Raw genomic sequence first — 26,887 nt, 5'->3', positions numbered from 1 at the left:
CCCTTCTCAGGAGGTCAGGTCTGGGTCGCGGGTGTCGCGGGAGGCCAGCAGCCGCCGCAGGGAGACGAGGCGCGCCGGGTCGGCGTGGGTGGTCGCGACCCAGGCGTCCAGCGCGCACTCGGCGCTGAGGTGGGTGCAGCCCTTGGGGCAGTTGACCGTGCCCTCGATGAGGTCGGGGAAGGCCGCGAGCACGGTCTCGGGGGACACGTGCGCCAGGCCGAAGCTGCGGACGCCCGGCGTGTCGATGATCCAGCCGCCCTCGGGAAGCTGCAGCGCGACGGCCGAGGTGGAGGTGTGCCGGCCTCGGCCGGTGACCGCGTTGACGTGGGAGACCGCGCGGTTGGCGTCGGGGACCAGGACGTTGACCAGCGTCGACTTGCCCACGCCCGAGTGACCCACCAGGACGCTGGTACGGCCGGCGAGATGCTCGCGGAGCTCGTCGAGCGAGCCGCCCTTGTGCACCACCACGTGGGGCACGTCGAGCGTGGCGTACTGCGAGATGAGCTCGGCCGGCGGGGCGAGGTCGGACTTGGTCAGGCACAGCAGCGGCTCGATGTCGGCGTCGAACGCCGCCACCAGCATGCGGTCGATCATGCGCGGCCTGGGCGGCGGGTCGGCCAGGGCGGTGACGATGACGAGCTGGTCGGCGTTGGCGACGATGGGACGCTCGATGCCGTCGTCGGTGTCGTCGGCCGAGCGGCGCAGGATGGAACGGCGCTCCTCGACCCGGACGATGCGGGCCAGGGTGTCGGGCTTGCCGGAGATGTCGCCCACGAGAGCCACCCGGTCGCCGACCACGATGCCCTTGCGGCCCAGCTCGCGCGCCTTCATGGCCATGACGGTCCGGTCGGCGGACGTGCCGTCGCCCGAGGACTCCGCCTTGCGCTTCTTCGCGGGAGCGGGCTGGGTCACCAGGCAGGTGTAGCGGCCCCGGTCGACGGCCACGACGAAGCCCTCGGTGGCGTCCTCGTGGGCAGGACGGATCCGGGTCCGGGGCCGGGAGCCCTTGCCCGGCCTGACCCTGACGTCGTCCTCGTCGTACTGCCGCCGCTTCAGCGGTCTGCTCCCCGATCGGTCCCCAGCAGAGCGGCCCACATGCGTGGGAACTCCGGGAGGGTCTTACCCGTCGTGGCGATGTTCTCCACCTCGACGCCGGGGACCCGCAGGCCGATGACGGCGCCCGCGGTGGCCATGCGGTGGTCGGCGTAGGAGCGGAACAGGCCGGCGCTCAACGGGCGCGGGCGGATGAGGAGGCCGTCCTCCGTCTCCTCGGCGTCGCCGCCCAGGCGGTTGATCTCGGTGACCAGCGCGGCCAGCCGGTCGGTTTCGTGGCCGCGAAGGTGCGCGATGCCCCGCAGCCGGCTCTCGGAGGAGGCCAGCGCGGCGAGGGCGGCGATGGTCGGGGTGAGCTCGCCGACGTCGCGGAGGTCGGCGTCGATGCCCTCGACGCGGCCCTCGCCGACGAGGGTGAGGCCGGTGGTGTCGAGGGAGACGGTGGCGCCCATCCGGGTGAGGAGGTCGCGCAGCGCGTCGCCGGGCTGGGTGGTCTCGAAGGGCCAGTCGGGGATGGTGACCGTACCGCCGGCGACCATCGCGGCGGCCAGGAAGGGCGCGGCGTTGGAGAGGTCGGGCTCGACGACGAGGTCACGCGAGGCGATGGGACCGGGCTCGACCCGCCAGACGTCACGGACGCTGTCGTCGACGTCGACCCCCGCGGCGCGGAGCATCTGGACCGTCATGGCGATGTGCGGCATCGACGGGACCGGCGGGCCGGCGTGCCGGATGGTGACGCCCTTGGCGAAGCGCGCGGCGGTGAGCAGCAGGCCGGAGACGAGCTGCGAGGAGGCCGAGGCGTCGATGGTGACCTCGCCGCCCTCGATCGGGCCGCGGATGGTGAACGGCAGCGAGTCGCGGTCGACCTCGGCGCCGAGCGCGCGCAGCGCGTTGAGGATCGGGCCCATCGGGCGGGTGCGGGCGGCCGGGTCGCCGTCGAAGAAGACCTCGCCGTCGGCGAGCGCGGCCATGGGGGGCACGAAGCGCATCACGGTGCCGGCCAGGCCGACGTCGATGCGGGCGCCGCCCCGGAGGGGGCCGGGGGTGACGTGGTAGTCGTCGCCGTCGCGCACGAGCTCGGCGCCGAGCGCGCGCAACGCCTCGACCATGAGGTCGGCGTCACGGCTGCGGAGCGCCTGCCGTACGACGCCTGGGCCGTCGGCGAGCGCGGCGAGCAGCAGCGCGCGGTTGGTCACCGACTTGGAGCCGGGCAGCGGGACGGTCGCGGAGACCGGGCCGGTCGCCGTCGGTGCGGGCCAGTGCGGAGCGGGCATGGGCCCAGAATATCGGCAGCGGTACGGCTGGGCCGCCCGCGCTCGCCCCGATCCCGCACCTGACGGGCGGAGGCGGGACGTGGCAGTGTGGGGATATGTGTGGACGGTACGCGTCAGCGCGGAAGAAGCACGAGCTGCTGGAGGAGTTCCAGGTCGAGCTCGACGACGACCCCGAGACCGAGCTGGGTCCCGACTACAACGTGGCGCCGACCAAGAAGGTCTACGCGGTGATGAGCCGGGTGCCGAAGGACGCCGAGCGGGCGGTACGCCAGCTCAAGGTGGTGAAGTGGGGCCTGGTCCCGGTCTGGGCGAAGGACCCGTCGATCGGCTCGAAGATGATCAACGCCAGGCTGGAGACGGTGGCGGAGAAGCCGTCCTTCCGGCAGGCGTTCGCCAAGCGCAGGTGCCTGCTCCCGGCCGACGGCTACTTCGAGTGGATGCCCGTCGAAGGGGACAAGAAGAAGAAACAGCCCTACTACATCCACCCGGCCGACGGCGGGGTGCTGGCGATGGCGGGGCTGTACGAGTTTTGGAAGGACCCCTCGCGCGACGACGACGACCCGCTGAAGTGGCTGGTGACCTGCACGGTCATCACCACGACCGGCGAGGACGAGGCCGGGCGCATCCACGACAGGATGCCGATGATGATCGAGCCGGCGAAGTGGGCGGAGTGGCTCGACCCGAAGCTCACCGACCCGAAGACGGTCAGCGGCCTGCTGGTGCCGGCGGACGCGGGACGGCTGGCGGTGTACCCGGTCTCGACCGACGTCAACAACGTGCGGAACAACAGCCCAGAACTCGTCAAGCCCTTGCCGCCTGAAGAAGAAGTGGCACTTTTCTAAACAGGCGGTGTAAGAACCGCGCCAATTGGGCATCCGGTGAGGAAAGCGATACGCATCGCTTACCTACGCCCCTGAACTGCACCGGGCCGGACCGCCGGGGGGTCCGCGCTCCCGGGCGGACCCCCCATTCCCGGAGGTGCGGACCCGTGGATCTCGCGACCGCTCGTGAGCGGCTGGAGAGCATGCTCACCGACATCGACAGATCGATCGCGGTGCTCCGGGGGGACCCGGTGGCCGTCCGGGACAGGTCGGCGGCCGACGCGGGCTCCGACCTGACCGACAACGACCGGGCCCAGGCCATGCTCACGGTGGCCGCCACCCAGCGCAGAGCCGTCCTGGACGCGCTCAAGCGCCTGGAGGAGGGCACCTACGGGTGCTGCGTGGACTGCGCCAAGCCGGTGCCGGAAGGCCGGCTGGAGGCCCGCCCGGAGGCGGCCAGGTGCGTCCAGTGCCAGTCCAAGCGCGAGCGCCGCCGCTAGCCGGCCCGGCGGGAGCTCAGGCGAGCTTGGTCGCGCTGGCCACCAGATGGATGCCGACCGTGTCGTCGTCGTCCGGGTGGGCGTCGAGCTCGGTGCGCACCAGCCAGGCCAGCGCGCGGGTGTCGGACGCCAGCACGTGGTCCACCGTCGAGGGCGACAGCACGGTGCGCGGCCGTACCCAGTCCACCTCCAGCCCGGCCTCCACCAGCAGCTCGCGCAACTGCCCGCTGCTGAAGCAGCGCGTGATGCTGCCGTCCGGCCACGGCACGAGCATGACCTCGCCGTCGACCCGCAGGTGGTCCCAGCGCTCCTGCTCGGCCAGGATCGCCATGCCGAGCACCAGCGAGTCCACGCAGACCAGCACCCGCCCGCCGGGCCGCAGCACGCGCACGACGTCGCTCATCGCCGACTCGGCCATGAGCTCGATGGACATGGCCCGCTCCTCGGCGACCACCGCGTCCACCGACTCGTCGGGCAGGAAGCCCAGGTCGTCGGCCCGCACCTGGCACACGCGCGTGTCGCGCAGGCGCGGTTCCGAGCGGCGGAAGTCGAGCACCTCGATCACCCGGTGCCCGGCTCGGGCCGCCTGCCCGGACCAGCGGCCCCGGCCTCCGGACAGGTCGAGCACCGTCGACGGCCGGGACGGAAGCCACCGGTGCAACTGCTCGGCGACGACGGCGCGGTAAAAGGTCCAGTACGGCCCGAGCGTCCCTGAGCCGTTCAGCTCCTCGGCCGGAATGGGCAGCACACGCGGCTCCAGGGGGTCATGAGGTGTTCACATAATGGCTACCAGCCGGTACGTATGGTTTTTCCCCGCACCGGGTCGTTCGTCACCTTCCATCTTGCGGGAACAGACGAGAGAGCGGGCGGGTTGCAACGAGCATGCTCACATTGGTCGACCCGGAGGAACGGGTATCCTCCCTTGAGTACGGTGTTCCGCCTAAGCAGGCCACCGATGATCTTAGGGGGGTGGGTCCGGTGCCCGCGACAGGCGCGGAGACTCTGGAGCAGCGCAGCGAGCGGTTCGAACGCGACGTCATGCCGTACCTCGACCAGCTCTACTCGGCCGCGCTGCGGATGACCCGGCACCCGGCCGACGCCGAGGATCTGGTGCAGGAGACGTTCGCCAAGGCGTTCGGCTCGTTCCACCAGTTCCAGCAGGGAACGAACCTGAAGGCGTGGCTCTACCGGATCCTCACCAACACCTTCATCAACAGCTACCGCAAGAAGCAGCGGGAGCCGAAGCAGTCCGGCACCGAGGAGATCGAGGACTGGCAGCTCGCGCGCGCCGAGTCCCACACCTCGGGCGGGTTGAAGTCGGCCGAGGTCGAGGCGCTCGAACACCTCCCTGACGGCGACATCAAGAGCGCGCTGGCCGAGCTCCCCGAGGAGTTCCGCATCGCCGTCTACCTGGCTGACGTCGAGGGATTCCCCTACAAGGAGATCGCCGACATCATGGGCACCCCGATCGGCACCGTGATGTCCAGGCTCCACCGCGGCCGCAGGCAGTTGCGGACGCTTCTCGAAGACTACGCCCGCGAGCGCGGCCTGGTCCCGGCGGCGCCGGCTGAGGGGGGCTCGAAATGAGCTGTGGCGACCCGCACGACAAGGACTGTCGTGAGGTTCTCGATCTGGTCTACTCCTACCTCGACGGCGAACTCGACGAGGGCTCCTCGGGCGAGATCCGGATGCACCTCGAGGAGTGCAGCCCCTGCCTGAAGGAGTACGACCTGGACAAGGCGGTCAAGGCCCTGGTCGCCAAGCACTGCGGCTGCGACCCCGTGCCCGACGATCTGCGCGCCAAGGTTCTGGAGCGCATCGCCCGGGTCCGCTCCGAGCTGGCCTGACCGGATCCGGGTGGTCCGGAAGTCGCCTCCGGTAGTGGCTTGATTACGCTTTGCTTGCGATTCCAGACTCTGCCCACTTCCACGGGCCGCTTTCTGTAGCGTGCTGCTCATGTGGTGCAAGGCATGGCTGGTCGCTGCCGTCCTCGTGGTACTCGTGACGCACGGCGGTGGCGCGGTGCCCCCAGGGGTCTCCTGGACCTGAGATCCCCGGAGGGGCCGCAATGCGTGAACTGCCGTGGCCCGCAAGGGTCTACCTGGTCGCCGTCCTGGCGGCGGCGGCCGTACTCATCAGCCGTTTCAGCGCGCCCGGCGACTGGGACATCCTGCTGGTGCTGGCGCTGCTCTTCCTGGTCTGCGAGTCGATGCCGACTCTGCTGAACGTGGAGCAGTTCGCCGTCTCCGTGAGCTTCTCGGCCTCGCTGGCCGCCGTGGTGCTCATCGGCCCCGAGGGCGCGGCCCTCGTCGGGCTGACCGCGGTGGTCAGCGTACGGCCCGGCCTGCCGCTGGTGAAACGGCTGTTCAACGGGGCCCAGTTCGCCATCTGCGGCTACGCGGCGGGCTGGGTCTACGAGGCGCTCGGCCAGCGGGCCGGGGTGCCGCAGGTGCACCAGTTCGACGACCTGATCGGCCCCTACGCCGCGGCCACCGCCGTGTTCGTGCCGCTCAACATCGTGCTGACGCTCACGATGGTACGGCTGGCCACCAAGGGCGAGGTGCCGCTGCGCGGCATGCTGCAGTTCCTGCTGTCCTACCTCGGCTACGGCACCTTCGGCCTGCTGGTCGCCGGCCTGTGGGCGACGGTCCAGTCGATCTCCGCCGTGCTCGTCCTGCTGCCGCTCTTCGTGGCCCGCTGGGCCTTCGGCCAGTACCACGCCCAACAGCGCTCCTACGACGCCACCATCGCCGCGCTGTGCCAGGCCGTGGAGACCAAGGACTACTACACCCGCGGCCACTGCACCCGCGTCTCGCTCGCCTCCACCATGATCGCCCAGGAGGTCGGCATGGGCATGGAGCGGCTGCGCGCGATCCGCTACGCCGGCATGCTGCACGACGTCGGCAAGCTCGGCGTGCCGACCAAGGTGCTGCAGAAGGACGGCCCCCTCACCGAGGAGGAGTACGCGGCCATCCAGCTCCACCCGATGCGCGGCCTGGAGATCGTGCGCGGCATCGACTTCCTCGACGAGGCCTTCGCCGGGATCATGCACCACCACGAGCGGCACGACGGCAAGGGCTACCCGATGGGGCTGGCCGGCGAGGAGATCCCGGAGTTCGCCCGGATCATCGCCGTCGCCGACGCCTTCGACTCGATGACCTCCGTCCGCTCCTACCGCGGCGCCCGGCCGGTCGAGATGGCGCTCGACGAGTTGCGCAAGGGCGCGGGCACCCAGTTCGACCCGGTGCTCGTGACCGCCTTCATCAAGGCACTGGAGCGCGAGCCCTGGCAGCCGCCGCGGCAGATCCCCGCGGTGCCCGAGGAGACCGCCGAGGCCGCCACCAAGGACCACGACGACCCGACCATGCCCATCGAGGTACTGACCACCTGATGAACGCACCCATGCGCGGGCTCGACTCCGGTCAGCTCCTCCTCATCGCGGCCGCCGGGCTCCTGGCCGTGGCCGGGGTCGCGCACACCGCCGCCGTCGGCCTGCAGCAGCCCGAGGTCGCCCTCGGCTTCGGCGCGCTGATCGCGGTGGGTGAGCTGGCGCGGCTGACCATGCCGGGCAACCGCGAGGTGGCCCCGATCGGCGCCGCCGCCGCGCTGGGGTACACCCTGCTGCTCGACATGAGCGGCACGCCGCTGCAGCACAGCGCCTTCCAGGTGGTCGCGGTGATCTCCGTCGGCATGATCGCCGGGGCGCTCCCGCACCTGGCGGTCGGCCGCCCGCCGCGGCTCGACGCCGTGGCGCGCCGGCTGCTCACCGGGGCGTTGCTCGCCTTCGCCTTCCGTCCGATGGCGCCCTCGCTCTTCGAGATCACCCAGGGGCCGGACGGCAAGTGGTGGCCGGCGCTCGGGGCCATGGTCGTGCTCATCGCGCTGACGTTGCTCGCCGACGTGCTCATCGCCGCGATGCTCCGCGCCGAGCAGGTCCGCACCGCCTTCCGGGTCGCGGTGCGGGACGAGATCAACATGGCCTTCCCGCTGGGCGCCGCCGTGGCCGCCTCCGGGGTGCTCCTGGCGCTGGCCACGCACAGCATGGACATGGTCGCCCTGCTCGTCTTCGCCGCGCCGCTCCTGGTCACGCAGGTCGCCTTCCGCAAGTACGCCGGCATCCGCGCCACCTACCTGCAGACCGTGCGGGCGCTGTCGCGGGTCACCGAGGTCGGCGGCTACGTCGAGCCCGGCCACTCCCGCCGGGTCAGCCGCCTGGCGGTCAGCGTCGGCCGCGAGCTCGGCATGGCCGAACCGGAGCTGCTGGAGCTGGAGTACGCCGCCCTCATGCACGACATCGGGCAGCTCTCCCTGCGCGACCCCATCCCCAGCGGCGCGACCGTGCTCACCGACCCCGGACAGGCCCGCCGCATCGCCGAGCTGGGCGCGGCGGTGATCAAGCAGACCGGGGTGCTCGACCGGGTGGCCGAGCTGGTCCGGCGGCAGTGCGACCCGGTCAAGGACGACCCGCCGCTGTCGAGCCGGATCATCAAGGCCGCCAACGGCTACGACGACCTGGTCGGCGGTTCCACCGATCGCGACCGTGCCGGGGCCGCGCTCGAACGCCTCCGGCTGGGGGCGGGTGGCGAGTACGACCTGCACGTCATCGAGGCCCTGGCCCGAGTCGTCGACCGCCTCACCCCGGCCCACCGCCTCTGACGGCCGGCACGGTCTGCTCAGGGCCGGTCTGTACGGCAGGCGGCCGTTTCCTCCAGGCGGCGCACGACCTCCTCGATCGGCGCCGTGGCGTCGATCTCAGCCGTCGCCGTGGCCCTCAGCAACGGCTCCACGCTCTCCAGATCGCGCAGGACCGCCTCCCGCTCCTCGGGACGCTTGCCGTACGGGTTGGTGGTGCGAGCGGCGATCCTGGCCAGCAGCACCCCCGCCGGCGCGCTCAACAGCACGACGTGGTCGAAGCGCGAATAGAACCGCCCCTGGTTGGACCGGCACCCCGCGACGAAGAGAGTGCCGGTGGTGTGCCCGTCGAGCAGGGCGTGGATCGCCTCCTCGCGCCAGATCCAGTCGGTGCCGCCATCGGGCAGGGGCACCGGACGGGTCCAGTCCCCGTAGTCGGTGTCGACCGTGGCGTGGCCCCGGGCGGCCAGGTGGTGGAGCGCGGTGGACTTGCCCGTACCCGACATGCCGGTGACCAGGACTGTTGTCGCCATGGGCGGCAGTTTAGGACCATGTCCTGATCAACTGAGGAGGGGAACGCATGGCTGAGGTGCGCGCGGAGATGGTGGCCGGCGTGGGAGAGGTCGTCGTCCGGGAGGGGGACACGGTCGCGGAGGGCGACACGCTGGTCATCCTGGAGTCGATGAAGATGGAGATCCCCGTCCTGGTGGAGGAGGGGGAGGGCGGGGTGGTGACTCAGATCAGGGTGGCCCCGGGCGATGTGATCAAGGCGGGTGACCTCATCGCGGTGATCGAGTGATCCCGTGGAAGGTCAGCGGTCGCTGAGCCGGGACAGGAACCGCTCGCGGTCGACGACCGCCCGCTCGATCGTGCCGCGTCCCACGAGCTGCTCGTTCTGGTGGGCCTCGAAGCTGAAGACCAGCCGCCGGCCGTCCACCTCGGTCAGCTTCGCGCTGATCGAGACGTGGGCGCCGAGCGGGCTGGCGGCCAGGTGGTCGAGCTCGACCCGGGTGCCCACGGTGGTCTGGCCGCGTTCCAGGTGCCGGCGGACGGCCTGGCAGGTGGCCATCTCGGCCAGGGCCAGCAGGCGCGGGGTGGCGAGCACGGGCACGTCGCCGCTGCCCACCTTCTGGGCGGTGTCCTCCCGTTCGACCATGATCAGCATCGAGGCGTGGAGGCCGGGCGCGAGGGTCATGGCCGTCAGCCTACTTGCGTGGGTTTGGAAGTGCCTGCGTGGGCGCGACTTCACGCGATAGGGTTTTTAAGCGACTTGTGCTGTTTCGGGAGAGGAATGAGGGACGCAGGCCGTAAACTCTGCCTGCCGTGACCTCCGTGTTACCCGGCTGCGATAAAAGTCCTGTTTGTTGGATTGTTCGGGGGACGCGTGAGAGGCGTGGGGTAGCGGGGGAGACATGACTGGCCAAGGAACGACGCTTGCGGGGCGATATCGCCTGGACACCCGCATCGGCGCCGGTGGCATGGGCGAGGTGTGGCGAGGCGAGGACACGGTCCTGGCCCGCACCGTCGCCGTCAAGGTGCTGCTCCCCGGCCGCATGTCCGACCCCGGATTCGCCGCCCGCTTCCAGGCCGAGGCCCGCGCCATGGCCACGATCAACCACCCCGGCGTGGTCGACGTCTACGACTACGGCGTCAGCGGCGACACCGTCTACCTGGTGATGAAGTTCGTGGACGGCGAGCCGCTCGACCGGCTGCTGGCCCGCCTGGGCCGCATCGCCCCCGAACCGGCCATGGAGCTCATCGCCCAGGCCGCCTCCGCGCTGCAGGCCGTCCACGACCGCGGCATCGTGCACCGCGACGTCAAGCCCGGCAACCTGCTGGTGCAGCGCGACGGCACGCTCGTCCTCACCGACTTCGGCATCGCCCGGCAGGAGGTCGCCAGCCGGCTGACCGACGCCGGCATGGTGCTGGGCACCGCCGCCTACTGCGCGCCCGAGCAGGCCGAAGGCATGCCGGTCACGCCCGCGGTGGACATCTACGCGCTCGGCGTCGTCGCCTACGAGTGCCTGGCCGGGATGCGGCCGTTCGACGGCGAGAGCGCGGTCACGATCGCGCTCAAGCACATCCGCGAGACCCCGCCGCCGCTTCCGCCGGACATCCCCGCTCCCGTGCGCGCCCTGGTCGAGCGGGCGTTGTCCAAGGACCCCGCCGGCCGGTTCCCCACCGCCGCCGCGATGAGCCAGGCCGCGCGCCAGGTCGTCCAGGAGGGCGGGGCGCGGCAGCAGATCACCGACTTCATCCCGGTCACCACCGGGGCCAGCATGGCTCCCCCCGACGTGCCGGCCGGACCGGACAACACCACCGTCGCCACGCCTCAGGGCGCTGCCGCTCCCGGCTCCCGCCGGGGACGCCGGGCCGCCGCCAAGAGCCGGGGGAAGAGCGGGCTGGTCGCCGGGGTGGCGGTTGTCGCGTTCCTGGGGGTGGGCGCGGGGGCCTACGCCATCACGGGCGGGGCCATCCTGCCCACGGCGGCCCCCTCGCCGACGGTCTCCAGTGTCCGGGCAACCGAGTCGCCCAGCCCTTCAAGGACGAAGACCGGGCCGAAGGTCACCAAAACGACCCGTCCGCCGACTCCCACCATCCTGCCCTCGACTCCCAAGGAGACCGAGGAGCCGTCGGAGGAGCCGTCGGAGACGCCGACGACCAAGCCGCCGACCACCAAGCCGACGCCGACGAAGTCCCCGAGCCCCACGCCGAGCGTCAAGATGGCGAAGATCCCGGACATCGTGGGCAAGAAGGAGTCGGTGGCCAAGGAGCTGCTGTACAAGGCGGGCTTCAAGCAGATCAACGGTCAGAACCAGGAGAAACCCGATTTCCCCCGCGAGTGCCTGGTCGTGGGCTCGGTCTACCCGGATCCCGGAACGCCGCACCCGGTGAACAAGGCCGTGGAAGTGGTGCTGATGGGTGACATGTCGTGCATCAACACCCCCACTCCCACCCCGTCACCGTCGAAGTCGTGAGGCAAGGGCGGGACGTCCCGCCCTTGAACCCTCACACCCCGGTGGTGTTCCGCGGGTAGGCGACCTCAGGGTCGGTCGCGATGTTCACCAGGTACGGCACGCCCGAGTCGAAGGCCCGCCGCAGCGCCGGGCCGATCTCGGCCGGGGAGGTCACCAGCTCCCCGCCTCCGCCGAGCGCGGTGACCACCTGGTCGTAGCGGGTCTGCGGCTGCAGTTCCGCGGCGACGTCGTAGCCGTACAACATCTGCATGGGGTGCTTCTCCAGCCCCCAGATCCCGTTGTTGCCGCAGATCATGACCACCGGCAGCTTGTGCCGTACCAGCGTGTCCACGTCCATGAGCGAGAAGCCCGCGGCCCCGTCGCCGAGCAGGAGCACGACCTGCGAGGAGGGCCGGGCGATCCGGGCGGCGATGGAGTAGCCCAGCCCGGTGCCCAGGCAGCCGTAGGGCCCGGGGTCGAGCCAGTTGCCGGGCCGCCGAGGCTCGACGTACTTGCCGGCGTAGGAGACGAAGTCGCCGCCGTCCCCGATGACCACGGCGTCGTCGGCCAGCACCTTGTTCAGCTCGCCGTAGATGCGCATGGGATGGATCGGGTCGGTGTCGGCGGCCAGCAGCTCGGCGTCGGCCTCGACCGCGGAGGCGGAGGCGGCGGCGAGGGTCGACAGCCAGGGCGCGTAGCGGTCGGGCTTGACGCCGTTCTCCCCGCAGGCCGTACCCAGACTCCAGAAGACCAGGGACAGGTCGCCCGCGGCGGTGGCGGCGGGGGTCATGTGCGTGGCGAGCTGGGAGGGCGCGTCGGTGATGTGCACGACGCGGGCCAGCGGGGCGCCGTCCTTGCCGCCGAACCAGCCGTAGCCGAGCCGGAAGTCGAGCGGGGTGCCGACCACGATGACCAGGTCGGCCTGGCCGAAGGCGAGGCCGCGGGCGCGGGTGACGAGCTGCTCGTGCCCGGCGGGCAGGATGCCGCGGCCCTGGCCGTTGGGGATGACCGGCAGCCGCCAGGCCTCGGCGAAGTCGCGGGCGGCCTCCTCGGCGCGGTCCATCCACACGTCGGAGCCCAGGACCAGCACCGGCCGCTCGGCCTCGGCCAGCAGCCGGGCGATGCCGGCGACCGCCTCGGGGTCGGGCTCCAGGGAGGACGGGGTGAGCGGCTCGGCCTGGTAGTCCGGGGCGGGGGAGAACAGGTGGTCCATGTGGAAGTCGAGGAAGACCGGGCCCCGGTGCGGGGCGCTGGCCGTGCGGAAGGCGGTCTCGACGTCCTGGCCGGCGGCGTCGGCGCCGGAGGAGGTGAAGGCGAGCTTGGTGATCGGGGCGAGCAGCGGCGGGTGGTCCATCTCCTGCAGGGCGCCGCTGCCCCAGCGCGACTGCGGGGCCCGGCCGCCCATGACGACCACGGGGGAGCCGTTGAAGTGGGCCGTGGCGATCCCGCTGACGCCGTTGGTGATGCCGGGGCCCGCGGTGAGGACCGCGAGCCCGGGCCTTCGGGTCAGCCGGGCGGTGGCTTCCGCGGCGAAGACGGCGCTCTGCTCGTGCCGCACGTCGAGGATCCGCATCCCCTCGTGCACCGCGCCGTCGTACAACGGGAAGACGTGCCCGCCGGACAGGGTGAACATGGTCTCGACGCCGTAGGCCTTGGAGACGGCAACGGCTGCATCGCCAGCATGCTTCATGCCCGGGAAACTACCACCGGTCAGCGGCAGCACACCTGGACGTAGCCATGGGGATTGATGAGGCTGAGCTTTCGCTGGGAGTCGCCGGACCGGGTGACGTCGATCATCGTCTCCACCGCCTCCACCTCGACGTCGTAGGAGAGCCCCAGCGGCAGCCAGGTGTTCAGCCAGCCGCCGGCCTTCACCACGGCCTTGACCGACGTGGGCGCCTTGTCGAAGCGCATGGTGACCGGTCCTCTGGTCACCTCGACGTCCACGGTGTCGCTGAGCAGGTCGCTCAGGTCGACCGAGCCCTCGGCGCTGCGGGCCCAGATGGAGCCCCACGCCTGGTCCACGTCGATCGAGCCGCTCTCGGTGGTGAGCCGGAGGTCGCCGTGGAGCTCGCGGACCCGCAGGCTGCCGACTGTGGTGGCTTCGAGGTCGGTCTCGACCGGGATGCGCACGACGTAGTGCACCGAGCACTCGCCGTCCTCGGCGCACCCGTCGCCGAGCGAGAGCGTCGAGCCGTCCCACTTCTCGCGGACGGCGGGCTTGTCGCGGAGCCAGATGACCGTGCGCTCCAGGGTGATCCGGCCGGGGGCGCCGCGCTCGATCTCCAGCTCCACCGCGCCGCTTCGCGAGTCGATGGTCAGGGCGGAGCCGTCGAAGGCGAGCCGCGACTGGCTCCGCTCGGAGGGCGCCTCGGCGTCGGCGAACAGCGCCCACGCCCCGGCGGTGGTCAGGAAGAGCACGAGCACGGTCAGCACGCTGCCCGCCAGCAACCAGAGGCCTCTCATACCGGCAACTCCACGGTGATCATCGTCGGTCCGCCCACCGGGCTGGTCAGCAGGAAGGTCCCGTCCACGGCGTGCACGCGCTGGCGCAGGCCGCGCAAACCGGTTCCGGAGTCGAGCGTCGCGCCGCCGCGGCCGTCGTCGTAGACGCTCACGTGCAGGAGTTGCCGGTCGAGCCGGACGGTGATCTCGACGGCGGTCGCCCTGGCGTGCTTGGCCACGTTGGCCAGCGCCTCGGAGACCACGAAGAAGGCGACCGCCTCGATGGTCGGCGAGAGCCGTACCGGCAGGTCGACCCGGAGCCGGACCGGCACGGGGGCACGGGCCGCGATGCCGGAGAGCGCCGCGTCGAGGCCCTGGTCGTTGAGGACGGCCGGGTGCAGGCCGCGCACCAGGTCGCGCAGTTCCTTGAGCGCCTGCTTGGCCTCCTCGTGCGCCTGGTCGATGGCGTCGCGGGCCGGGTCGGGCAGGTCGGTGAGGGTGGCTCGGGCCATGCCGAGGTTCATGGCCAGCGACACCAGGCGTTGCTGCGCGCCGTCGTGCAGGTCGCGCTCGATGCGGCGGCGCTCGGCGTCGGCGGCGTCCACCACGCCGGCGCGGCTCTCGGTGAGGGTCTCGATGCGCTGGCCCAGCTCGGTGTGGCTGGGCCCGAGCAGGCCGCGGGCGATGGCCAGGTCGAGCGAGGCCATCGCGCGGGCCAGCACGCCGCCCAGCACCAGCAGCACGACGCCCGAGCCGGTGTAGGCGGCGGCGATCGCCGGGTCGCGCAGGTTGATCGGGAAGATCCACGGCGCGGGCTGGAGCCACTGGTGCAGGAAGCCGAACAGGCCCACCACCGCGGCGCCCCAGCAGAAGCAGATCAGCAGCCCGGTGGCCATGCTGAAGAACGGCGAGAGCACGTGGTAGCCGAACTGCCGCCAGTAGTGCCCGTCGCGGCGCCGGGAGACGACCTCGGCCGTCGGGATCTCGACGCCCAGGAAGGCCCTGAAGCGGGAGCGCTGCACGCGGGTCAGCCACGGCACCGCCCGCGTGGCCAGCCGCGGCACGAGAACGGTCAGCAGCGCGAGCGTGCCGAGGAGCAGGCCGACCGCGAACCCCGTGACCACGTGCGCCGTGTCCAGCCAGGCGCGACGGGGGATGTTCATGCCCTCGACCCTACGGATCCGGCGGCGGCGATGTCGGTGGTGCTAGCTTCACTTTCACAGCGGGGGCACGGACCACCCCTTCTCCCGGAACAGCGGCGCGTGCTCGGCGTTGACGTACAGCCGGTCCTCCGGGTGCGGGACGCGGAAGTAGCTCTGCGGGTGCAGCAGCTCGCGCGCGTTGTCGGACAGGTCCATGACGTAGCGGTCCGGCGCCCGGCGCTGGGCGAGGAAGCGCAGCTCGAAGGGGAGGATCGCGAGCGGTCCCGCGTGTTCCCACAGGCCGAGCCCGGCCTGCCTGGCCCGCTGTACGGCGTCGCGAGCCCGCCCCAGCGCGCCGGCGGAGGCGAGCTGCAGGGCGCTGCCCGGCGGCGGCACCGCGTCCGACACCCGGCCCTCCTGGCGCACGAAGGGGTCGACGTTCGGCCAGATGAAGTACGGCACGACGTGCCCGGCGGCCAGCAGGCGCTCGTTGTAGGGGTCGGGGCGGGGCTTGAGCTTCTGCTCCCGGTTCACGTAGGCCAGGAGCCGGCCGTACCGGTCGAGGATCTCGTGCGCGAAGGCCAGCCGGAGCTTGAAGGTCTCGCCGGTCAGCCCCTGCTCCTCGATGTCGAGGCGCATCATCTCGCGCAGCGCGGCGGTGGCCGGGACGGAGTGCCTGGCGTGGTTGGGCCCGGCGTCGGGGCCGAGGCGGGCCAGCAGGTCGGCGTGCAGCGCGGTGCGCAGCTTCAGCTCGGGGTAGCCCTTGGCGAACGGGTCGCTCAGGAAGCGGGTCCAGGCCGGGTGCTCGATCTTGACGAAGCTCTTCGGGTCGTCGGGGAAGTCGGGGTTGCGGGGTAACTCGAAGCTGACCTCGGGCGCGTCCACGCCGAGCAGCCGCACCCCGAAGTTGCCGTCGGCGGCGATGTTGATGGTGTCGCCGTCGTGGACGACCTTGTCCAGCGGTTGCGCGGCGCCGCGGGCGCGGGCCAGGAGCCCGTGTCCCACGGTGATGCCCGGCACCGGTTGTTCGATTGCCTTGGCCATGCTCGCATCTTCGCCGAACGAATGGCTCTTGTCGCGCATCTCACACACGGGGAGAGAAGACAGGAGGAATGGTGTTCGTTTCGGTCGTGACCGCGGTCGCCGTGGCGTTCGGCGGGGGGCCGGTCATCCCGAAGGGCTTCCTGACCTGGGAGGCCGAGGCGCGGGGCCCGGAGTGGACGGTGGTGACCAGCAAGAGCACCGCGTTGCAGTTCGCCCCGTGCCAGCGGTATGTGCGCTGGGACAAGGGACGGGTGGCCGCCCGCGTGGTCTCCTACCTGGTCGAGGCGGAGTACTCCAAGCACGAGCAGCTCGTCGTCTACAAGGACGTCAAGGCCGCCAAGGCGGTCATGAAGGGGCTGCGCGCGCAGGCGGCGCGATGCGCGGGCGGGAAGAAGGGCCCGTGGGTCTCGCCGCTCGGGCTCGGCGACGAGGGGCTGCGCATGGGGTCCAACGGCGTGCACAGCGGCCATGCCGACGTGGTCGTCCGCCGGGGGGCGGCGATCATCTCCTACGGCCAGACCACCGCCAGAATGAACAGCGGCCTGCCGTACAGCCGGTTCAAGAAGGTCGTGTCCTGGGCCGAGAACGGCCTGCTGAGCAAGGTCTGCGACCTGCCCGCGGCGCGCTGCTAGAGGTCTACCGGGCCGGCACCGCGGCCCGGTCCCTACGGCCTGCGCAGGCGGGTGACGAACTTGTACCGGTCGCCGCGGTACAACGACTGCGCCCACTCCACCGGGTTGCCGTCGGCGTCGAAGGCGTGCCGGGTGAGCAGCAACATCGGCAGGCCCACGTCGACCCCCAGCATCTGGGCGTCGTACGGCGTGGCCAGCACCGTCTCGATGATCTCCTCGGCGTCGGTCAGCCGCACGTTGTAGGCGTTGTGCAGCGTCTCGTAGAGCGAGGAGTGCACCTCCAGCTCCCGCCGCAGCCGGGGGAAGCGGCGGGCCGACAGGTGGGTGGTGTCGATCGAGACCGGCTCGCCGTTGGCCAGGCGCAGGCGGTGGATGCGCAGCACGCGCCCGCCCGGGTTGATGGCCAGGCGGCGGGCCAGCGCCTCGTCCGCCGAGATGTAGCCGATCTCCAGGATCTTGGTGTCCGGTTCGAGGCCGACGTTGCGCAGGTCGCCGATGTAGGAGCTCAGTTGCAGCACCTGGGCGACCTTGGGCTGGGCGACGAAGGTGCCCTTGCCCTGGATGCGCAGGAGCCGGCCCTCGACGACCAGCTCGGACAGCGCCTGCCGTACGGTGGTGCGGGAGGTCTCGAAGCGGACGGCGAGCGTGCGCTCGGGAGGCAACGACGCCCCGGCCGGCAGGCTCTTGGTGAGCTCCAGCAGGTTGCGTTTGACGTCGTAGTACTTCGGTACGCGGGGACCCTCTTCAGCCACGTCTCACCTTTTACTCTCTGCCACGGCGGTGAGGGCGTGTCTGATCACCGCGAGATCATCGGAACTCAGATTGGCCCGCGCGGTCAACCACAGGCGAGAAGGAAGGATATCCAGACTGGCGAGCGACGCTGCCATCGGATGCCTCCTGACCTTTTGTCTCTCCAAGAGATGCCCAGTTTGGAAATATAGGCAGCCAGCACGCATGATGCACTCGTGCCGACTCTCAGCGACCTCGCGGTCCGACACACCAAGCTGGACGCCGCCGACATCGAGTGGCTGCACACGCTCGTCTCCGACTGGCAGTTGCTGGCCGACCTGTCGTTCGCCGACCTCATCCTGTGGGCGCCGCTCCCCGGCACGGAGCAGTCCAGCACCGGTGTGATGGAGCCGGCGGGCTGGGTGGCCATCGCGCAGATGCGCCCGACCACCGGCCCCACCGTCTACCACGACGACATCGTCGGCTCGATGGTCCCGCCCGGCGAGCGCCAGTTGATCGACACCGCCTGGAACGAGCGCCGCATCTGCCGCGAGGGCGACCCCGACTGGTCCTCGGGCGTGCCGGTCCGCGAGGAGACCATCCCGGTACGGCATGCCGAGGGGCACTTCCTGGGCGTGATCCAGCGCTCGACGAACCTGTCTTCGGCCCGCACGCCCTCCCGGCTGGAGCTCACCTACCTGCAGAGCGCCTCCGACCTGGCGCAGATGGTCGCCGAGGGCCGCTTCCCGTTCTCGGGGGAGCCGCCCATCCTGGTGCGCTCGCCGCGCGTCGGAGACGGCCTGCTGCGGCTGGACCGGGCCGGCCGGGTCACTTACGCCTCGCCGAACGCGTTGTCGGCCTACCGGCGGCTTGGGCTGCACGCGGACCTGGTCGGCGCGGAGCTCGGCCGGCTGACCGCGACGCTCTGCTACTCCGACGAGCCGATCAACGAAGACCTGATGATCGTGGCGAGCGGCCGCGCGGCGCAGGAGACCGAGGTCGAGTCGGGCGGCACGATCGTGCAGCTCCGGGCGATCCCGCTGATCGTGGGCGGCGGTCGCATCGGCGCGCTGGTGCTCCTGCGCGACGTGACCGAGCTGCGGCGGCGCGAGCGCGAGCTGATGACCAAGGACGCGACGATCCGGGAGATCCACCACCGGGTCAAGAACAACCTGCAGACCGTGGCCGCCCTGCTGCGCCTGCAGGCCCGCCGGTTGCGCGTGCCGGAGGGCCGCGAGGCGCTGGAGGAGGCGGTGCGCCGGGTGGGTTCGATCGCGATCGTGCACGAGACCCTCTCCCACGCGCCCGAGGAGTTCGTGGACTTCGACGACATCGCCGACCGCGTGATCGCGATGGCGGGGGAGGTGTCGGCGCCGGAGGCGGCGGTCACGCCGCGCCGGGTGGGCGCCTTCGGGGTGTTGCCCTCGCTGATCGCCACGCCGCTGGCGATGGCGCTCACCGAGCTGCTGCAGAACGCGTTGCAGCACGGGCGGCCGAGGGCGCTGGAGGTGCTGGTCACCTCGGAGTACGGCCTGCATCGGCGCGAGCGGCTGACGGTGGTCGTCTGGGACGACGGGCGGGGTCTGCCGGCCGACTTCGACCTCGACAACAGCACCAGCCTCGGCCTGCAGATCGTCCGCACGCTGGTCGAGGGGGAGCTGTCGGGCAGGCTGGCGATCGTGCCCCGCGACGGCGGCGGGACCGAGGTGACGCTCTCGATCCCGTTGCCGTCGACCTGAGCGCGCTTCAAGCCGGGAAGCCGCGCTCGTCTTCTTCTGGTGGTTTAGAGGATGGCGCGGGCGCGGGCGCGAGCCGTGCGACGCTTGAGCGCGCGGCGCTCGTCCTCGCTCAGACCGCCCCAGACGCCGGCGTCCTGCCCGGATTCCAGGGCCCACTTCAGGCAGCCGTCGACGACCGCGCAGGATCGGCAGACCTGCTTGGCCTCGTCGATCTGCATGAGTGCGGGTCCGGTGTTGCCGATCGGGAAGAACAGCTCGGGGTCCACGTCACGGCAGGCAGCTCGGTGGCGCCAGTCCATGCGTCCACTCCTTAGTAGATGGAGCCTGTGGTTTGACTCCGTGCGGCTTACTACTTTGTGAAGACTTTCACTAACGTGCGCGAACAGTGACCCGAATCTGTTGACCCGGGGTGTCCGTCCGCCGGCGAGGGCCTGAAGGGGTTCGTTCAAAGGTCCTACGTTCCGACGTCGTGTTGAGCCTTTCAGCCACGCAGAGTGCACGCAAGAGGGTTGGCGGGAAGTTTTGGCGGATATGGATGTCGGATGCGTCACACAATGACCGAATGTAACCACCTAGACCAGAACTTGTAACGCATTCGGGATAGACCGGAACGTTACCCACTCGCGTTCGCCCAGGTAGTCGCCGTCGAGCTGGAAAGCCACCGGCCGCTCGGCCCGCAGGGTGAACTCGGCCTCGTCGTGCAGCTCCACCAGATGCTTGCCGCGCGGCCAGTTCTCCCGCTCGCGGTCGAGGAGCTGCCGGATCAGGCCCAGCACCGACGGCAGTCCCATTCGCTTCAGGCCCAGCAGGTCGAGGCCGGTTTCGAAGCTCGCCCACGGGGTCGGGGTGATCGGCCGCGTGCCCAGGTAGGTCCAGGGCGAGGTGTTGGTGATGATCGCCATGAAGACGCCGGGCGCGGCCGGGATGCCGGGACCGCTGATGGTGATCGCCGGATGCCGCTTGTCGGTCAGGAAGTAGTGCCGGATCGCGGTGTTCACGTACCGCACCGGCGTCGCTTTCCGGCCGGCCCCGCGCAGCCCCTCCACCGCGCGGATCACCTCCGCGTCGTACCCCATGCCCGAGCAGAAGGTGAAGTAGCGGTGCCCGTCCTCCCACACCGCCTCGCCCAGCCCGACCGTGCGGCGGCTGCCCTCCCGCAACGCCTCCAGCACCGCGCCCATGGCCTCGGTCGGGTCGTTCGGCAGGCCCAGCGCGCGGGCGAAGACGTTGGCGCTGCCGCCGGGGATCACCGCGAGCGCGGGCCGGCCGCCGTCGCCGTCGACCGGCTCCAGCAGGCCGTTGACGGTCTCGTTGATCGTCCCGTCGCCGCCCAGCACCACCACCAGGTCGTAGCCCTTGGCGTGGGCCGTACTCGCCAGCGTCGCGGCGTGGCCCCGGTAGCGGGTCTCCTCGACCGCGAGATCCACGCCGGCGCCCAGCGCGCGGATCAACACGTCCCGCGTCCGGCGGTTCGTGCTCGTCGCCTTGGGGTTGACCAGCAACATTGCGCGCATATGGCCAGAGTATCCGCTGATCGCCCGATACCTGCGGAGAGCCCCGGGAGTGTGTCCGGGCGCCTGAAGCCCCGTGCGTCACGGACCTGCTGTACGCGTGCCGTACAGGAGGAAGGGGCGGCCGGGGGCGGCGGTAGGGTGGCGGCGTGAAACGTCCGGTGAGTTTGGTCGTCGCCGCGGTGGTCGTGGCCCTGGAAGGGCTGGTCGCGCTGGCGCTGGGTGGCGTGCTCGCGGTGCGCACGATGCTCGGCGAGGCGGAGGCGGTCACGACCGCGCTGGCCGAAGCGGTCTTCGGGCTGGGCATCGGCGCCGGGCTGATCTGGGTGGCCTGGGGCGGCCTGCTGCGGGCCGAGCGGTGGGGGAGAGCCCCGGGCGTGCTGACGCAGATCTTCCTGATCCCGGTCGGCATCACGGTCTGGACGGAGCAGCCGACGATCGGCGCGCCGATCGTCGCGCTCGCCGTGGCGGGCCTGGTCGCCCTGCTGGCGCCGCCGACGACTCAGGCCCTGTACGGCGAGGCGGACTAGTCCTCCGCGGTCAGCCCCTCGCGAAGCTGGGCGAGGGTGCGGGCGAGCAGCCGTGAGACGTGCATCTGCGAGATGCCGAGCTCGTTGGCGATCTGCGACTGGGTCATGTTGCCGAAGAACCGCAGCAGCAGGATGCGCTTCTCGCGCGGCGGCAGCCGTTCGAGCAGCGGCTTGAGCGACTCGCGATACTCCACGCCCTCGAGCGACTCGTCCACGATGCCGAGCGAGTCGGAGACCGCCGGCGCGTCGTCGTCGCCGGAGTCGGGCGCGTCGAGCGAGACGGTGGAGTAGGCGTTGGCCGACTCCAGGCCCTCCAGGACCTCTTCCTCGGTCATCTTGAGGTAGGTGGCGAGCTCGGCGACGGTCGGCGCCCGGCCCTCGCGCTGGGAGAGCTCGCTGATCGCCTTGGTGAGGCTCAGCTTCAGCTCTTGCAGGCGGCGCGGCACCCGGACCGCCCAGCCCTTGTCGCGGAAGTGCCGCTTGATCTCGCCGACGATGGTCGGCGTGGCGTAGGTGGAGAACTCCACGCCGCGGGCGAGGTCGAAGCGGTCGATGGACTTGATGAGGCCGATGGTGGCGACCTGGGTCAGGTCGTCGAGCCACTCGCCTCGGTTGCGGAATCGACGGGCCAGGTACTCGACCAGGGGAAGGTGTAGCTCGACCAGCTCGTCACGGATACGCTGCCGGCGCGGCTCGTCGGGCCCGAGCTCCGCGAGCTCGGCGAAGAGCATGCGGGCACGCACCCGGTCGGGCACGGCGGGCTCGCTGGTGGCCATGGCACCAATCCTTTCCGTCACGACGGCCTCGCTGCGCCTCGGCGCTTGCGCAGGACGATCGCCATGCGGTCGGGGGAGTCGGTCACGGCGTCCACCTCGTCGGCCAGCGCGGTCAGCACCATCCAGGCGAAGTCGTCGCGCTTGGGTGTGCTGTTGCCCACGGTGGCGACCTCCACCCGGACCTGCATCTCCTGGCCGGCGAGCTCGAACTCGGCGGTCAGGTCAGTGCCGGGGACCGACTCGTTGAGCAACATCGCGCACGCCTCGTCGACCGCGATCCGCAGGTCTTCGATCTCGTCCAGCGTGAAGTCCAGCCTGGCTGCCAGCCCGGCGGTGATCATGCGTAGCACGGACAGGTAGGCGCTGTCCGCGGGTAGTCGGGCGCTGACCACATCGCGGATGGCACCCATGCCCTCCACGCGCGTCTCGGTGTCCTCGGTCACGATCCTCCTCGCCGTCATGGTGACGCTGTCTGCAACCTACCGCTATGAGGGACGCCTTGGCTGAGCGAGACTCGCCAAGAGCAGAAAAGGCCCTGGGTGGAAAACACCACCCAGGGCCGATTTGTGCCACTACGCGGCCTTGGTCTCCCAGAAGATCTTGGAGATTTCGTCGATCTTCGCCAGGAGCTCGTCGGCCTGCGCCACGTCGATCTGACCCTTCGCCCCGGCCGCGCCGGCGAGCTTGGTAGCCTCCCAGAACAGCTGGTGCAACTGGGGGTACTGCTCGAGGTGCGGCGGCTTGAAGTAGTCGGTCCAGAGCACCCACAGGTGGTGCTTGACCAGCTCGGCGCGCTGCTCCTTGATGATCAGAGCACGCGTGCGGAAGACCTGGTCGTCCGTGGCGTTGTACTTCTCCATGATCGCCTTGACCGACTGGGCCTCGATCCTGGCCTGAGCGGGGTCGTAGACACCGCAGGGAAGGTCGCAGTGCGCCGAGGCCACATGCTTGGGTCGCAGCAGTCGTGCGAGCATCAGAAAGGTCCTTTCCTCTTGGTCCAGTACCGACCTTACTCGCGTCACGGAGGCTGAACCCATGAGGGTGCGCGTCGAAGGGGACTCCATGCGGCCCGCGCTCCAGCCGGGCGACTGGCTGTTCGTGCGGCGGGGGGCGGCCATCCGGCCGGGAGACCTGGTCGTGGCCCGGCTGCCGGGCGCGCCGGAGCGGCTGATCGTGAAGCGGGCGCAGTGGCACGGCCCCGAGGGCTGGTGGCTGGAGAGCGACAACCAGCGGGCGGCCGGCCGGCGTGACAGCTGGGACTTCGGGCCGGTCCAGGACGTCGTCGGGCGTGTCGTGGTGCGCTACTGGCCACTGCGCCGCCGCCCGGCCAAGACGGACAGGACGGGCCAGGCGGGCCAGGCGGGCTAGCGGGAGGCCGCGGTGCGCCGGCGGGCGCGGTAGGCGGCCACGTTGGCCCGCGTGGCGCAGCGCTCGGAGCAGTAGCGGCGCGAGCGGTTGGACGAGGTGTCCAGGAAGGCGTTGGCGCACGAGGCGGCCTGGCAGCGGCCCAGCCGGTCGGGCCCGAACTCGGTGACCAGGAAGGCCAGCCCGATGACCGCCTTGACCAGCACGTCGTCCCGCTCGGCCAGGTGCAGGTGCCAGCTCTGCCCGTCGTGCCCGGAGATCTCGGGGGTCATGGGGTACTGCCGGAGCAGCTCGTTGAGCCGGCTCACCACCTCCTGCTCCTGCTCGCGTGAGGCGGCGTCGAACACGGCGGCCAGTTCGTGGTGGCCGCCGTCGTTCACGAGCCGGACCGCCAGCTCGGCGTAAGAGGTGAGGTCCATACCCAACTATTACACCGAGCCGGGGCCCTCCGGGCGCGTCCCCTCGTCCCGCTTGGGCGGCTTGGTGCCGAACCACTGCCGGTACAGCCGCTCGTAGCTGCCGTCCTCGCGGGCCTCGGCCAGCGTCTGGTTGACGGTGGACAGGAGCCGCGTGTCGCCCTTGCGGACGGCCATGCCGTACTGCTCGCCGGTGTCGAGGCTGGCGATGAGCTTGAGCTCCTTGGAGAGCTTGAACTTGGTCATCCAGACGGCGATGACCGGGCGGTCCTGGACGAGGACGTCGACCTGGTCGGTCTGCAGGGCGATGAGCTGCTCCATGGAGTCGTCGTACTCCACGGGCTCCAGGCCCTGGCCCCGGACGTAGTCGACGCCGGTGGTGCCGCTCTGCACGCCGACGCGCTCGTCGTCGAGGTCGTCCAGGGAGCTGACCTTGCTGCCCTTGCGGGTGAGGAAGGCCTGGGTGGCCTCGAAGTAGGGCACCGAGAAGTCGACGCGCTCGCGGCGCTCCTCGGTGATCGTGAGGCCCGCGGCGGCCAGCTCGCAGGTGCCCTCGCGCAGGGCCTTGCCGTTCTGGATGTCCTCGAAGGGGATGTTGAGCACCTTGAGCGGCCGGCCGGTCCGCTCGGCGACGAGCCCGGCCAGATCGACGTCGAAGCCGACGATCCGGCCGTCCTGCTCGAACTCGAACGGGTCGTAGGGGGCGTTGGTGCACAGGGTGAGCGCGGCGGTCCGGGCCGGTTCCGGCGGGGTCGCCGCCGAGGTTCCGCAGGCGGCAAGGGTGACCGCCAAAAGCCCCAGAACGGGATATTTCATGACATAAATAGTCACCGATGACCGGGGATGCTCCGGCGCATCCCGCGGCCCCCGGTTCAGCGCTCCTCTGGGTGCAGGACCCGGTGCAGGAAGCTCTTGGTCCGCTCGTGCTGCGGGTCGCCGATGACCTGCGCAGGCACGCCGTCCTCCACGATCACCCCGCCGTCCATGAAGACCACCCGGTCGGCCACCTCGCGGGCGAAGCCCATCTCGTGCGTCACCACGATCATGGTCATGCCCTCCTCGGCCAGCTTGCGCATGACCGTGAGCACGTCGCCGACGAGCTCGGGGTCGAGCGCGCTGGTCGGCTCGTCGAAGAGCATCAGGTTGGGGTTCATGGCCAGCGCGCGGGCGATGGCCACCCGCTGCTGCTGCCCGCCGGACAACTGCGCCGGGTAGGCGTCGCACTTCTCGGCCAGGCCGACGCGGCCGAGGTTCTCCCTCGCCACGACCTCGGCCTCCTTCGCGCCGCGCTTCAGCACCCGCTGCTGCGCGATCATGACGTTCTTCAGCGCCGTCATGTGCGGGAAGAGGTTGAACTGCTGGAACACCATGCCGATGTGCCGGCGCGCGGCGTCGATGTCCACGTCCGGATCGGTCAGCTCGACGCCGCCGACGTAGACCTTCCCGCGCGTCGGCTCCTCCAGGAGGTTCACGCAGCGCAGCAACGTCGACTTGCCCGAACCGGACGGGCCGATCACGCAGACCACCTGGCCGGGCTCGACGGCGAAGTCGATGCCCTTCAGCACCTCGTTGGAGCCGAAGTACTTGTGCAGGTCGCGGACTTCGATGGCGTGGGTCATCGCTTCTCCAACCTGCGAGCGAGGTAGCTGAGCGGGATCGTGACGATCAGGTAGGTCAGTCCGGCCACCATGATCGGCGTGGCGTTCGCGTACTGCGAGGCCAGGTCGTTGCCGAACTTGGTGAGCTCGACGTACTCGCCCGAGACGCCCAGGAAGAGCACCAGCGAGGAGTCCTTGAGCAACGCCACGAACATGTTCGTCGTCGGCGGGATGACGATCCGGATCGCCTGCGGGATCACCACGGTGAACTGCGCCCGCGAGGCGGACATGCCCAGCGAGCGCGCGGCCTCGGTCTGCCCCTTGGGTACGGCCTGCAGACCGGCACGGAAGATCTCCGCCTGGTAGGCGCTGCCCACCAGGCCGAGGCCCAGGATCGCCTGGCCGTAGGTGCCGAACGGCACCTCGAAGCCCGGCAGGGCCAGCGGCAGGAACGTGATCAGCAGGAAGACCAGCAGCGCGGGCACGCCGCGGAAGACCTCGATGTAGAAGATCGCCAGCCACCGGTAGGGGGCCACCTTGGAGATCCGCATCAGGGCCAGGATCAGGCCGAAGACGAACGACAGGATGAACCCGCCGATCGTGTAGATGATCGTGTTCTTCAGCGCGATCGTGAACAGGTCCGGCACGGCCTTGCCGGCCACGTCGGGCTTGGCGAAGTTCTGCGCCAGGCTCGACCAGTCCGCGTACAGGATCACGAAGACGACCAGGCCGGCCAGCACCGTGTACTGGACCGCCCGGACGATCCGCTGCTTCTTGCGGGGACTGAGCCGGGCGGGACCCGGCTCGTCCACCGTCTTCGGGCTGGACATCAGCCCAGCTCACCCGGCTTCTTGCCGAACCACTTCACGAAGATCTGCTCGTAGGTGCCGTCCTTCTTGGCCGCCTCGATGCTCTCGTTGATGGTCTTGAGCAGGATCGGGTCGGCGCCCTTCTTCAGGCCGATGCCGTACTGCTCGCCGGTGTCCAGGCTGGCGATCAGCTCGAACTTCTCGGCGATCTCCGGCTTCTTGAGCCAGGTGAGCACGACCGGGAGGTCCTGGATGATCACGTCCTCCTGGCCGGACTGCAGGGCCAGCAGTTCCTTGGCCGAGTCGGCGTACTCCTTCGGGTTGAAGCCGTTCTTCTTGGCGTACTCCAGGCCCGTGGTGCTGGCCTGCGCGCCCAGCTTGAGGCCCTTGGACTTGACGTCCTCCAGCGAGGTCGCCCCGGTGCCCTTCTTGGCGAGGAGGGCCTGGGTGGCGTCGAAGTACGGCACGCTGAAGTCGATGTTCTGCTGACGCTCAGGGGTGATCGTCATGCCGGCGGCGGCGACGTCGCACTTGCCGGAGGCCATCGCCGCGCCGCTCTTGATGACGGCGAAGTCGATGTCCACGATCTCCTGGGTGAGGCCCAGCTTCTTGGCCGCGAGGTCGACGATGTCGACGTCGAAGCCGACGATCTTGCCGCTGGAGTCCTTGAACTGGAAGGGCTCGTACGGAATGTTGGTGCAGGTGGTCAGCTTGCCGTCGGCGACGAGCTTCGGACCGGCAGCGGCAGCCGTCCCGGTCGAGCCCGGCTGCGCGGTGTTCGTGCCACCGGTTTCGCTGCCACAGGCGCTCAAAGCCAGCACCGCGGCGAAGACTGCGGCACCCATGGCCATGGTTCGGCGATACAAGACGGCCTCCAAGTGGTATGTCTGGTTTCCAGAAGTTTATGGAGGTCA

At 70.5% G+C, this 26,887-nt stretch carries 32 protein-coding genes; 12 read left to right on the top strand and 20 right to left on the bottom strand.

Going from position 1 to position 26,887, the window contains the following annotated elements; translation table 11 throughout:
- Nucleotides 1-6 precede the first annotated feature (6 nt).
- Nucleotides 7-1,056, bottom strand: coding sequence for a ribosome small subunit-dependent GTPase A (gene rsgA / locus AB0I67_RS23000; protein WP_357927020.1), 1,050 nt, complete (start codon nucleotides 1,054-1,056; stop codon nucleotides 7-9).
- Nucleotides 1,053-2,327: a 3-phosphoshikimate 1-carboxyvinyltransferase gene (gene aroA, locus AB0I67_RS22995; protein ID WP_357926963.1), complete on the bottom strand. Its 1,275-nt coding sequence runs from the start codon at nucleotides 2,325-2,327 to the stop codon at nucleotides 1,053-1,055. Before aroA ends, rsgA begins: the two co-directional genes overlap by 4 nt.
- Nucleotides 2,328-2,422: 95 nt before the next feature.
- Between aroA and AB0I67_RS22990 the strand changes: the two genes are divergently transcribed.
- Nucleotides 2,423-3,169 (top strand): SOS response-associated peptidase, encoded by a 747-nt coding sequence (locus AB0I67_RS22990; protein WP_357926961.1) that lies wholly within the window; start codon nucleotides 2,423-2,425, stop codon nucleotides 3,167-3,169.
- A 146-nt stretch (nucleotides 3,170-3,315) separates the two neighbouring features.
- A complete protein-coding gene (locus AB0I67_RS22985) occupies nucleotides 3,316-3,648 on the top strand; it encodes a TraR/DksA C4-type zinc finger protein (protein ID WP_357926958.1) in 333 nt (110 codons plus the stop codon).
- Between the two features lie 16 nt (nucleotides 3,649-3,664).
- Here the strand turns inward: AB0I67_RS22985 and AB0I67_RS22980 are convergent, their stop codons facing one another.
- Nucleotides 3,665-4,396 carry a methyltransferase domain-containing protein gene (locus AB0I67_RS22980; RefSeq protein ID WP_357926956.1) on the bottom strand — a complete coding sequence of 244 codons (732 nt, stop codon included), beginning with the start codon at nucleotides 4,394-4,396 and terminating at the stop codon, nucleotides 3,665-3,667.
- Between the two features lie 230 nt (nucleotides 4,397-4,626).
- Here AB0I67_RS22980 and AB0I67_RS22975 point away from each other — a divergent pair, with 230 nt between their 5' ends.
- From AB0I67_RS22975 to AB0I67_RS22960, 4 genes are all read left to right on the top strand, one after another.
- Nucleotides 4,627-5,235 carry a sigma-70 family RNA polymerase sigma factor gene (locus AB0I67_RS22975; RefSeq protein ID WP_357926953.1) on the top strand — a complete coding sequence of 203 codons (609 nt, stop codon included), beginning with the start codon at nucleotides 4,627-4,629 and terminating at the stop codon, nucleotides 5,233-5,235.
- A complete protein-coding gene (rsrA, locus tag AB0I67_RS22970) occupies nucleotides 5,232-5,495 on the top strand; it encodes a mycothiol system anti-sigma-R factor (RefSeq protein WP_357926950.1) in 264 nt (87 codons plus the stop codon). Before AB0I67_RS22975 ends, rsrA begins: the two co-directional genes overlap by 4 nt.
- Before the next feature lie 221 nt (nucleotides 5,496-5,716).
- Nucleotides 5,717-7,039 carry an HD-GYP domain-containing protein gene (locus AB0I67_RS22965; protein WP_357926947.1) on the top strand — a complete coding sequence of 441 codons (1,323 nt, stop codon included), beginning with the start codon at nucleotides 5,717-5,719 and terminating at the stop codon, nucleotides 7,037-7,039.
- A complete protein-coding gene (locus tag AB0I67_RS22960; protein ID WP_357926945.1) occupies nucleotides 7,039-8,304 on the top strand; it encodes an HD domain-containing phosphohydrolase in 1,266 nt (421 codons plus the stop codon). Before AB0I67_RS22965 ends, AB0I67_RS22960 begins: the two co-directional genes overlap by 1 nt.
- 17 nt (nucleotides 8,305-8,321) lie before the next feature.
- On the opposite strand, the gene AB0I67_RS22955 is transcribed toward AB0I67_RS22960, so the two are convergent.
- The gene (locus AB0I67_RS22955) at nucleotides 8,322-8,813 is read right to left on the bottom strand and encodes an AAA family ATPase (protein ID WP_357926942.1); all 492 of its coding nucleotides are present in this window, start codon (nucleotides 8,811-8,813) and stop codon (nucleotides 8,322-8,324) included.
- Between the two features lie 47 nt (nucleotides 8,814-8,860).
- On the opposite strand from AB0I67_RS22955, the gene AB0I67_RS22950 reads away from it, so the two are divergent.
- Nucleotides 8,861-9,079 carry a biotin/lipoyl-binding carrier protein gene (locus AB0I67_RS22950; protein ID WP_357926939.1) on the top strand — a complete coding sequence of 73 codons (219 nt, stop codon included), beginning with the start codon at nucleotides 8,861-8,863 and terminating at the stop codon, nucleotides 9,077-9,079.
- Between the two features lie 12 nt (nucleotides 9,080-9,091).
- Here AB0I67_RS22950 and AB0I67_RS22945 read toward each other — a convergent pair whose 3' ends face one another.
- Complete coding sequence (locus AB0I67_RS22945; protein ID WP_357926936.1) at nucleotides 9,092-9,475, bottom strand: thioesterase family protein; 384 nt, start codon at nucleotides 9,473-9,475, stop codon at nucleotides 9,092-9,094.
- A 217-nt stretch (nucleotides 9,476-9,692) separates the two neighbouring features.
- Here AB0I67_RS22945 and AB0I67_RS22940 point away from each other — a divergent pair, with 217 nt between their 5' ends.
- Nucleotides 9,693-11,258 carry a serine/threonine protein kinase gene (locus AB0I67_RS22940; RefSeq protein WP_357926933.1) on the top strand — a complete coding sequence of 522 codons (1,566 nt, stop codon included), beginning with the start codon at nucleotides 9,693-9,695 and terminating at the stop codon, nucleotides 11,256-11,258.
- Between the two features lie 31 nt (nucleotides 11,259-11,289).
- Here the strand turns inward: AB0I67_RS22940 and AB0I67_RS22935 are convergent, their stop codons facing one another.
- From AB0I67_RS22935 to AB0I67_RS22920, 4 genes are read right to left on the bottom strand one after another with little or no spacing between them, the layout of a single operon-like run.
- Entirely contained in the window at nucleotides 11,290-12,927 is a 1,638-nt protein-coding gene (locus AB0I67_RS22935; RefSeq protein WP_357926929.1) for an acetolactate synthase, read from the bottom strand.
- 20 nt (nucleotides 12,928-12,947) lie between these two features.
- A complete protein-coding gene (locus tag AB0I67_RS22930) occupies nucleotides 12,948-13,703 on the bottom strand; it encodes a hypothetical protein (RefSeq protein ID WP_357926927.1) in 756 nt (251 codons plus the stop codon).
- Nucleotides 13,700-14,845 carry a sensor histidine kinase gene (locus tag AB0I67_RS22925; RefSeq protein ID WP_357926923.1) on the bottom strand — a complete coding sequence of 382 codons (1,146 nt, stop codon included), beginning with the start codon at nucleotides 14,843-14,845 and terminating at the stop codon, nucleotides 13,700-13,702. Before AB0I67_RS22925 ends, AB0I67_RS22930 begins: the two co-directional genes overlap by 4 nt.
- Before the next feature lie 54 nt (nucleotides 14,846-14,899).
- Nucleotides 14,900-15,868, bottom strand: a complete 969-nt coding sequence (locus AB0I67_RS22920; RefSeq protein ID WP_357926920.1) for a hypothetical protein — start codon at nucleotides 15,866-15,868, stop codon at nucleotides 14,900-14,902.
- 68 nt (nucleotides 15,869-15,936) lie between these two features.
- Here AB0I67_RS22920 and AB0I67_RS22915 point away from each other — a divergent pair, with 68 nt between their 5' ends.
- The gene (locus tag AB0I67_RS22915) at nucleotides 15,937-16,500 is read left to right on the top strand and encodes a hypothetical protein (RefSeq protein WP_357926918.1); all 564 of its coding nucleotides are present in this window, start codon (nucleotides 15,937-15,939) and stop codon (nucleotides 16,498-16,500) included.
- Between the two features lie 32 nt (nucleotides 16,501-16,532).
- Here AB0I67_RS22915 and AB0I67_RS22910 read toward each other — a convergent pair whose 3' ends face one another.
- Nucleotides 16,533-17,252 carry a GntR family transcriptional regulator gene (locus AB0I67_RS22910; RefSeq protein ID WP_357926915.1) on the bottom strand — a complete coding sequence of 240 codons (720 nt, stop codon included), beginning with the start codon at nucleotides 17,250-17,252 and terminating at the stop codon, nucleotides 16,533-16,535.
- 213 nt (nucleotides 17,253-17,465) lie between these two features.
- On the opposite strand from AB0I67_RS22910, the gene AB0I67_RS22905 reads away from it, so the two are divergent.
- On the top strand, nucleotides 17,466-18,968 hold the full coding sequence (locus tag AB0I67_RS22905; protein WP_357926912.1) for a histidine kinase N-terminal domain-containing protein: 1,503 nt from the start codon (nucleotides 17,466-17,468) through the stop codon (nucleotides 18,966-18,968).
- Nucleotides 18,969-19,012: 44 nt separating this feature from the next.
- On the opposite strand, the gene AB0I67_RS22900 is transcribed toward AB0I67_RS22905, so the two are convergent.
- Nucleotides 19,013-19,267, bottom strand: coding sequence for a WhiB family transcriptional regulator (locus AB0I67_RS22900; RefSeq protein ID WP_357926909.1), 255 nt, complete (start codon nucleotides 19,265-19,267; stop codon nucleotides 19,013-19,015).
- A 273-nt stretch (nucleotides 19,268-19,540) separates the two neighbouring features.
- Nucleotides 19,541-20,482, bottom strand: coding sequence for a diacylglycerol kinase family protein (locus AB0I67_RS22895; RefSeq protein ID WP_357926906.1), 942 nt, complete (start codon nucleotides 20,480-20,482; stop codon nucleotides 19,541-19,543).
- Nucleotides 20,483-20,628: 146 nt separating this feature from the next.
- On the opposite strand from AB0I67_RS22895, the gene AB0I67_RS22890 reads away from it, so the two are divergent.
- The gene (locus AB0I67_RS22890; RefSeq protein ID WP_357926904.1) at nucleotides 20,629-21,009 is read left to right on the top strand and encodes a hypothetical protein; all 381 of its coding nucleotides are present in this window, start codon (nucleotides 20,629-20,631) and stop codon (nucleotides 21,007-21,009) included.
- On the opposite strand, the gene AB0I67_RS22885 is transcribed toward AB0I67_RS22890, so the two are convergent.
- From AB0I67_RS22885 to sodN, 3 genes are all read right to left on the bottom strand, one after another.
- Nucleotides 21,006-21,785: an RNA polymerase sigma factor SigF gene (locus tag AB0I67_RS22885; protein WP_357926901.1), complete on the bottom strand. Its 780-nt coding sequence runs from the start codon at nucleotides 21,783-21,785 to the stop codon at nucleotides 21,006-21,008. The genes AB0I67_RS22890 and AB0I67_RS22885 overlap by 4 nt on opposite strands.
- Nucleotides 21,786-21,802: 17 nt before the next feature.
- A complete protein-coding gene (locus tag AB0I67_RS22880; RefSeq protein ID WP_357927015.1) occupies nucleotides 21,803-22,195 on the bottom strand; it encodes an anti-sigma factor in 393 nt (130 codons plus the stop codon).
- A gap of 162 nt (nucleotides 22,196-22,357) precedes the next feature.
- Nucleotides 22,358-22,759, bottom strand: coding sequence for a superoxide dismutase, Ni (gene sodN / locus AB0I67_RS22875; protein ID WP_357926898.1), 402 nt, complete (start codon nucleotides 22,757-22,759; stop codon nucleotides 22,358-22,360).
- Between the two features lie 61 nt (nucleotides 22,760-22,820).
- Here sodN and AB0I67_RS22870 point away from each other — a divergent pair, with 61 nt between their 5' ends.
- Entirely contained in the window at nucleotides 22,821-23,153 is a 333-nt protein-coding gene (locus AB0I67_RS22870) for a S24 family peptidase (protein WP_357926896.1), read from the top strand.
- Here the strand turns inward: AB0I67_RS22870 and AB0I67_RS22865 are convergent.
- The 5 genes from AB0I67_RS22865 to AB0I67_RS22845 are packed head-to-tail and all read right to left on the bottom strand — an operon-like array spanning nucleotide 23,150 to nucleotide 26,818.
- Entirely contained in the window at nucleotides 23,150-23,569 is a 420-nt protein-coding gene (locus AB0I67_RS22865) for a CGNR zinc finger domain-containing protein (protein WP_357926893.1), read from the bottom strand. The genes AB0I67_RS22870 and AB0I67_RS22865 overlap by 4 nt on opposite strands.
- Nucleotides 23,570-23,578: 9 nt before the next feature.
- Nucleotides 23,579-24,382: a transporter substrate-binding domain-containing protein gene (locus AB0I67_RS22860; RefSeq protein ID WP_357926891.1), complete on the bottom strand. Its 804-nt coding sequence runs from the start codon at nucleotides 24,380-24,382 to the stop codon at nucleotides 23,579-23,581.
- Between the two features lie 56 nt (nucleotides 24,383-24,438).
- Nucleotides 24,439-25,185 carry an amino acid ABC transporter ATP-binding protein gene (locus tag AB0I67_RS22855; RefSeq protein ID WP_357926889.1) on the bottom strand — a complete coding sequence of 249 codons (747 nt, stop codon included), beginning with the start codon at nucleotides 25,183-25,185 and terminating at the stop codon, nucleotides 24,439-24,441.
- Nucleotides 25,182-25,994 (bottom strand): amino acid ABC transporter permease, encoded by an 813-nt coding sequence (locus tag AB0I67_RS22850; RefSeq protein ID WP_357926886.1) that lies wholly within the window; start codon nucleotides 25,992-25,994, stop codon nucleotides 25,182-25,184. Before AB0I67_RS22850 ends, AB0I67_RS22855 begins: the two co-directional genes overlap by 4 nt.
- Nucleotides 25,994-26,818, bottom strand: a complete 825-nt coding sequence (locus AB0I67_RS22845) for an ABC transporter substrate-binding protein (RefSeq protein WP_357926884.1) — start codon at nucleotides 26,816-26,818, stop codon at nucleotides 25,994-25,996. The genes AB0I67_RS22850 and AB0I67_RS22845 overlap by 1 nt, the downstream gene beginning before the upstream one ends.
- Nucleotides 26,819-26,887: the final 69 nt, after the last annotated feature.

The organism is Nonomuraea sp. NPDC050310 (assembly GCF_040655795.1).
Lineage (GTDB): Bacteria > Actinomycetota > Actinomycetes > Streptosporangiales > Streptosporangiaceae > Nonomuraea.
Note: the sequence above shows the minus strand (reverse complement) of the source record. Positions and strands in the feature narration are given on the sequence as shown.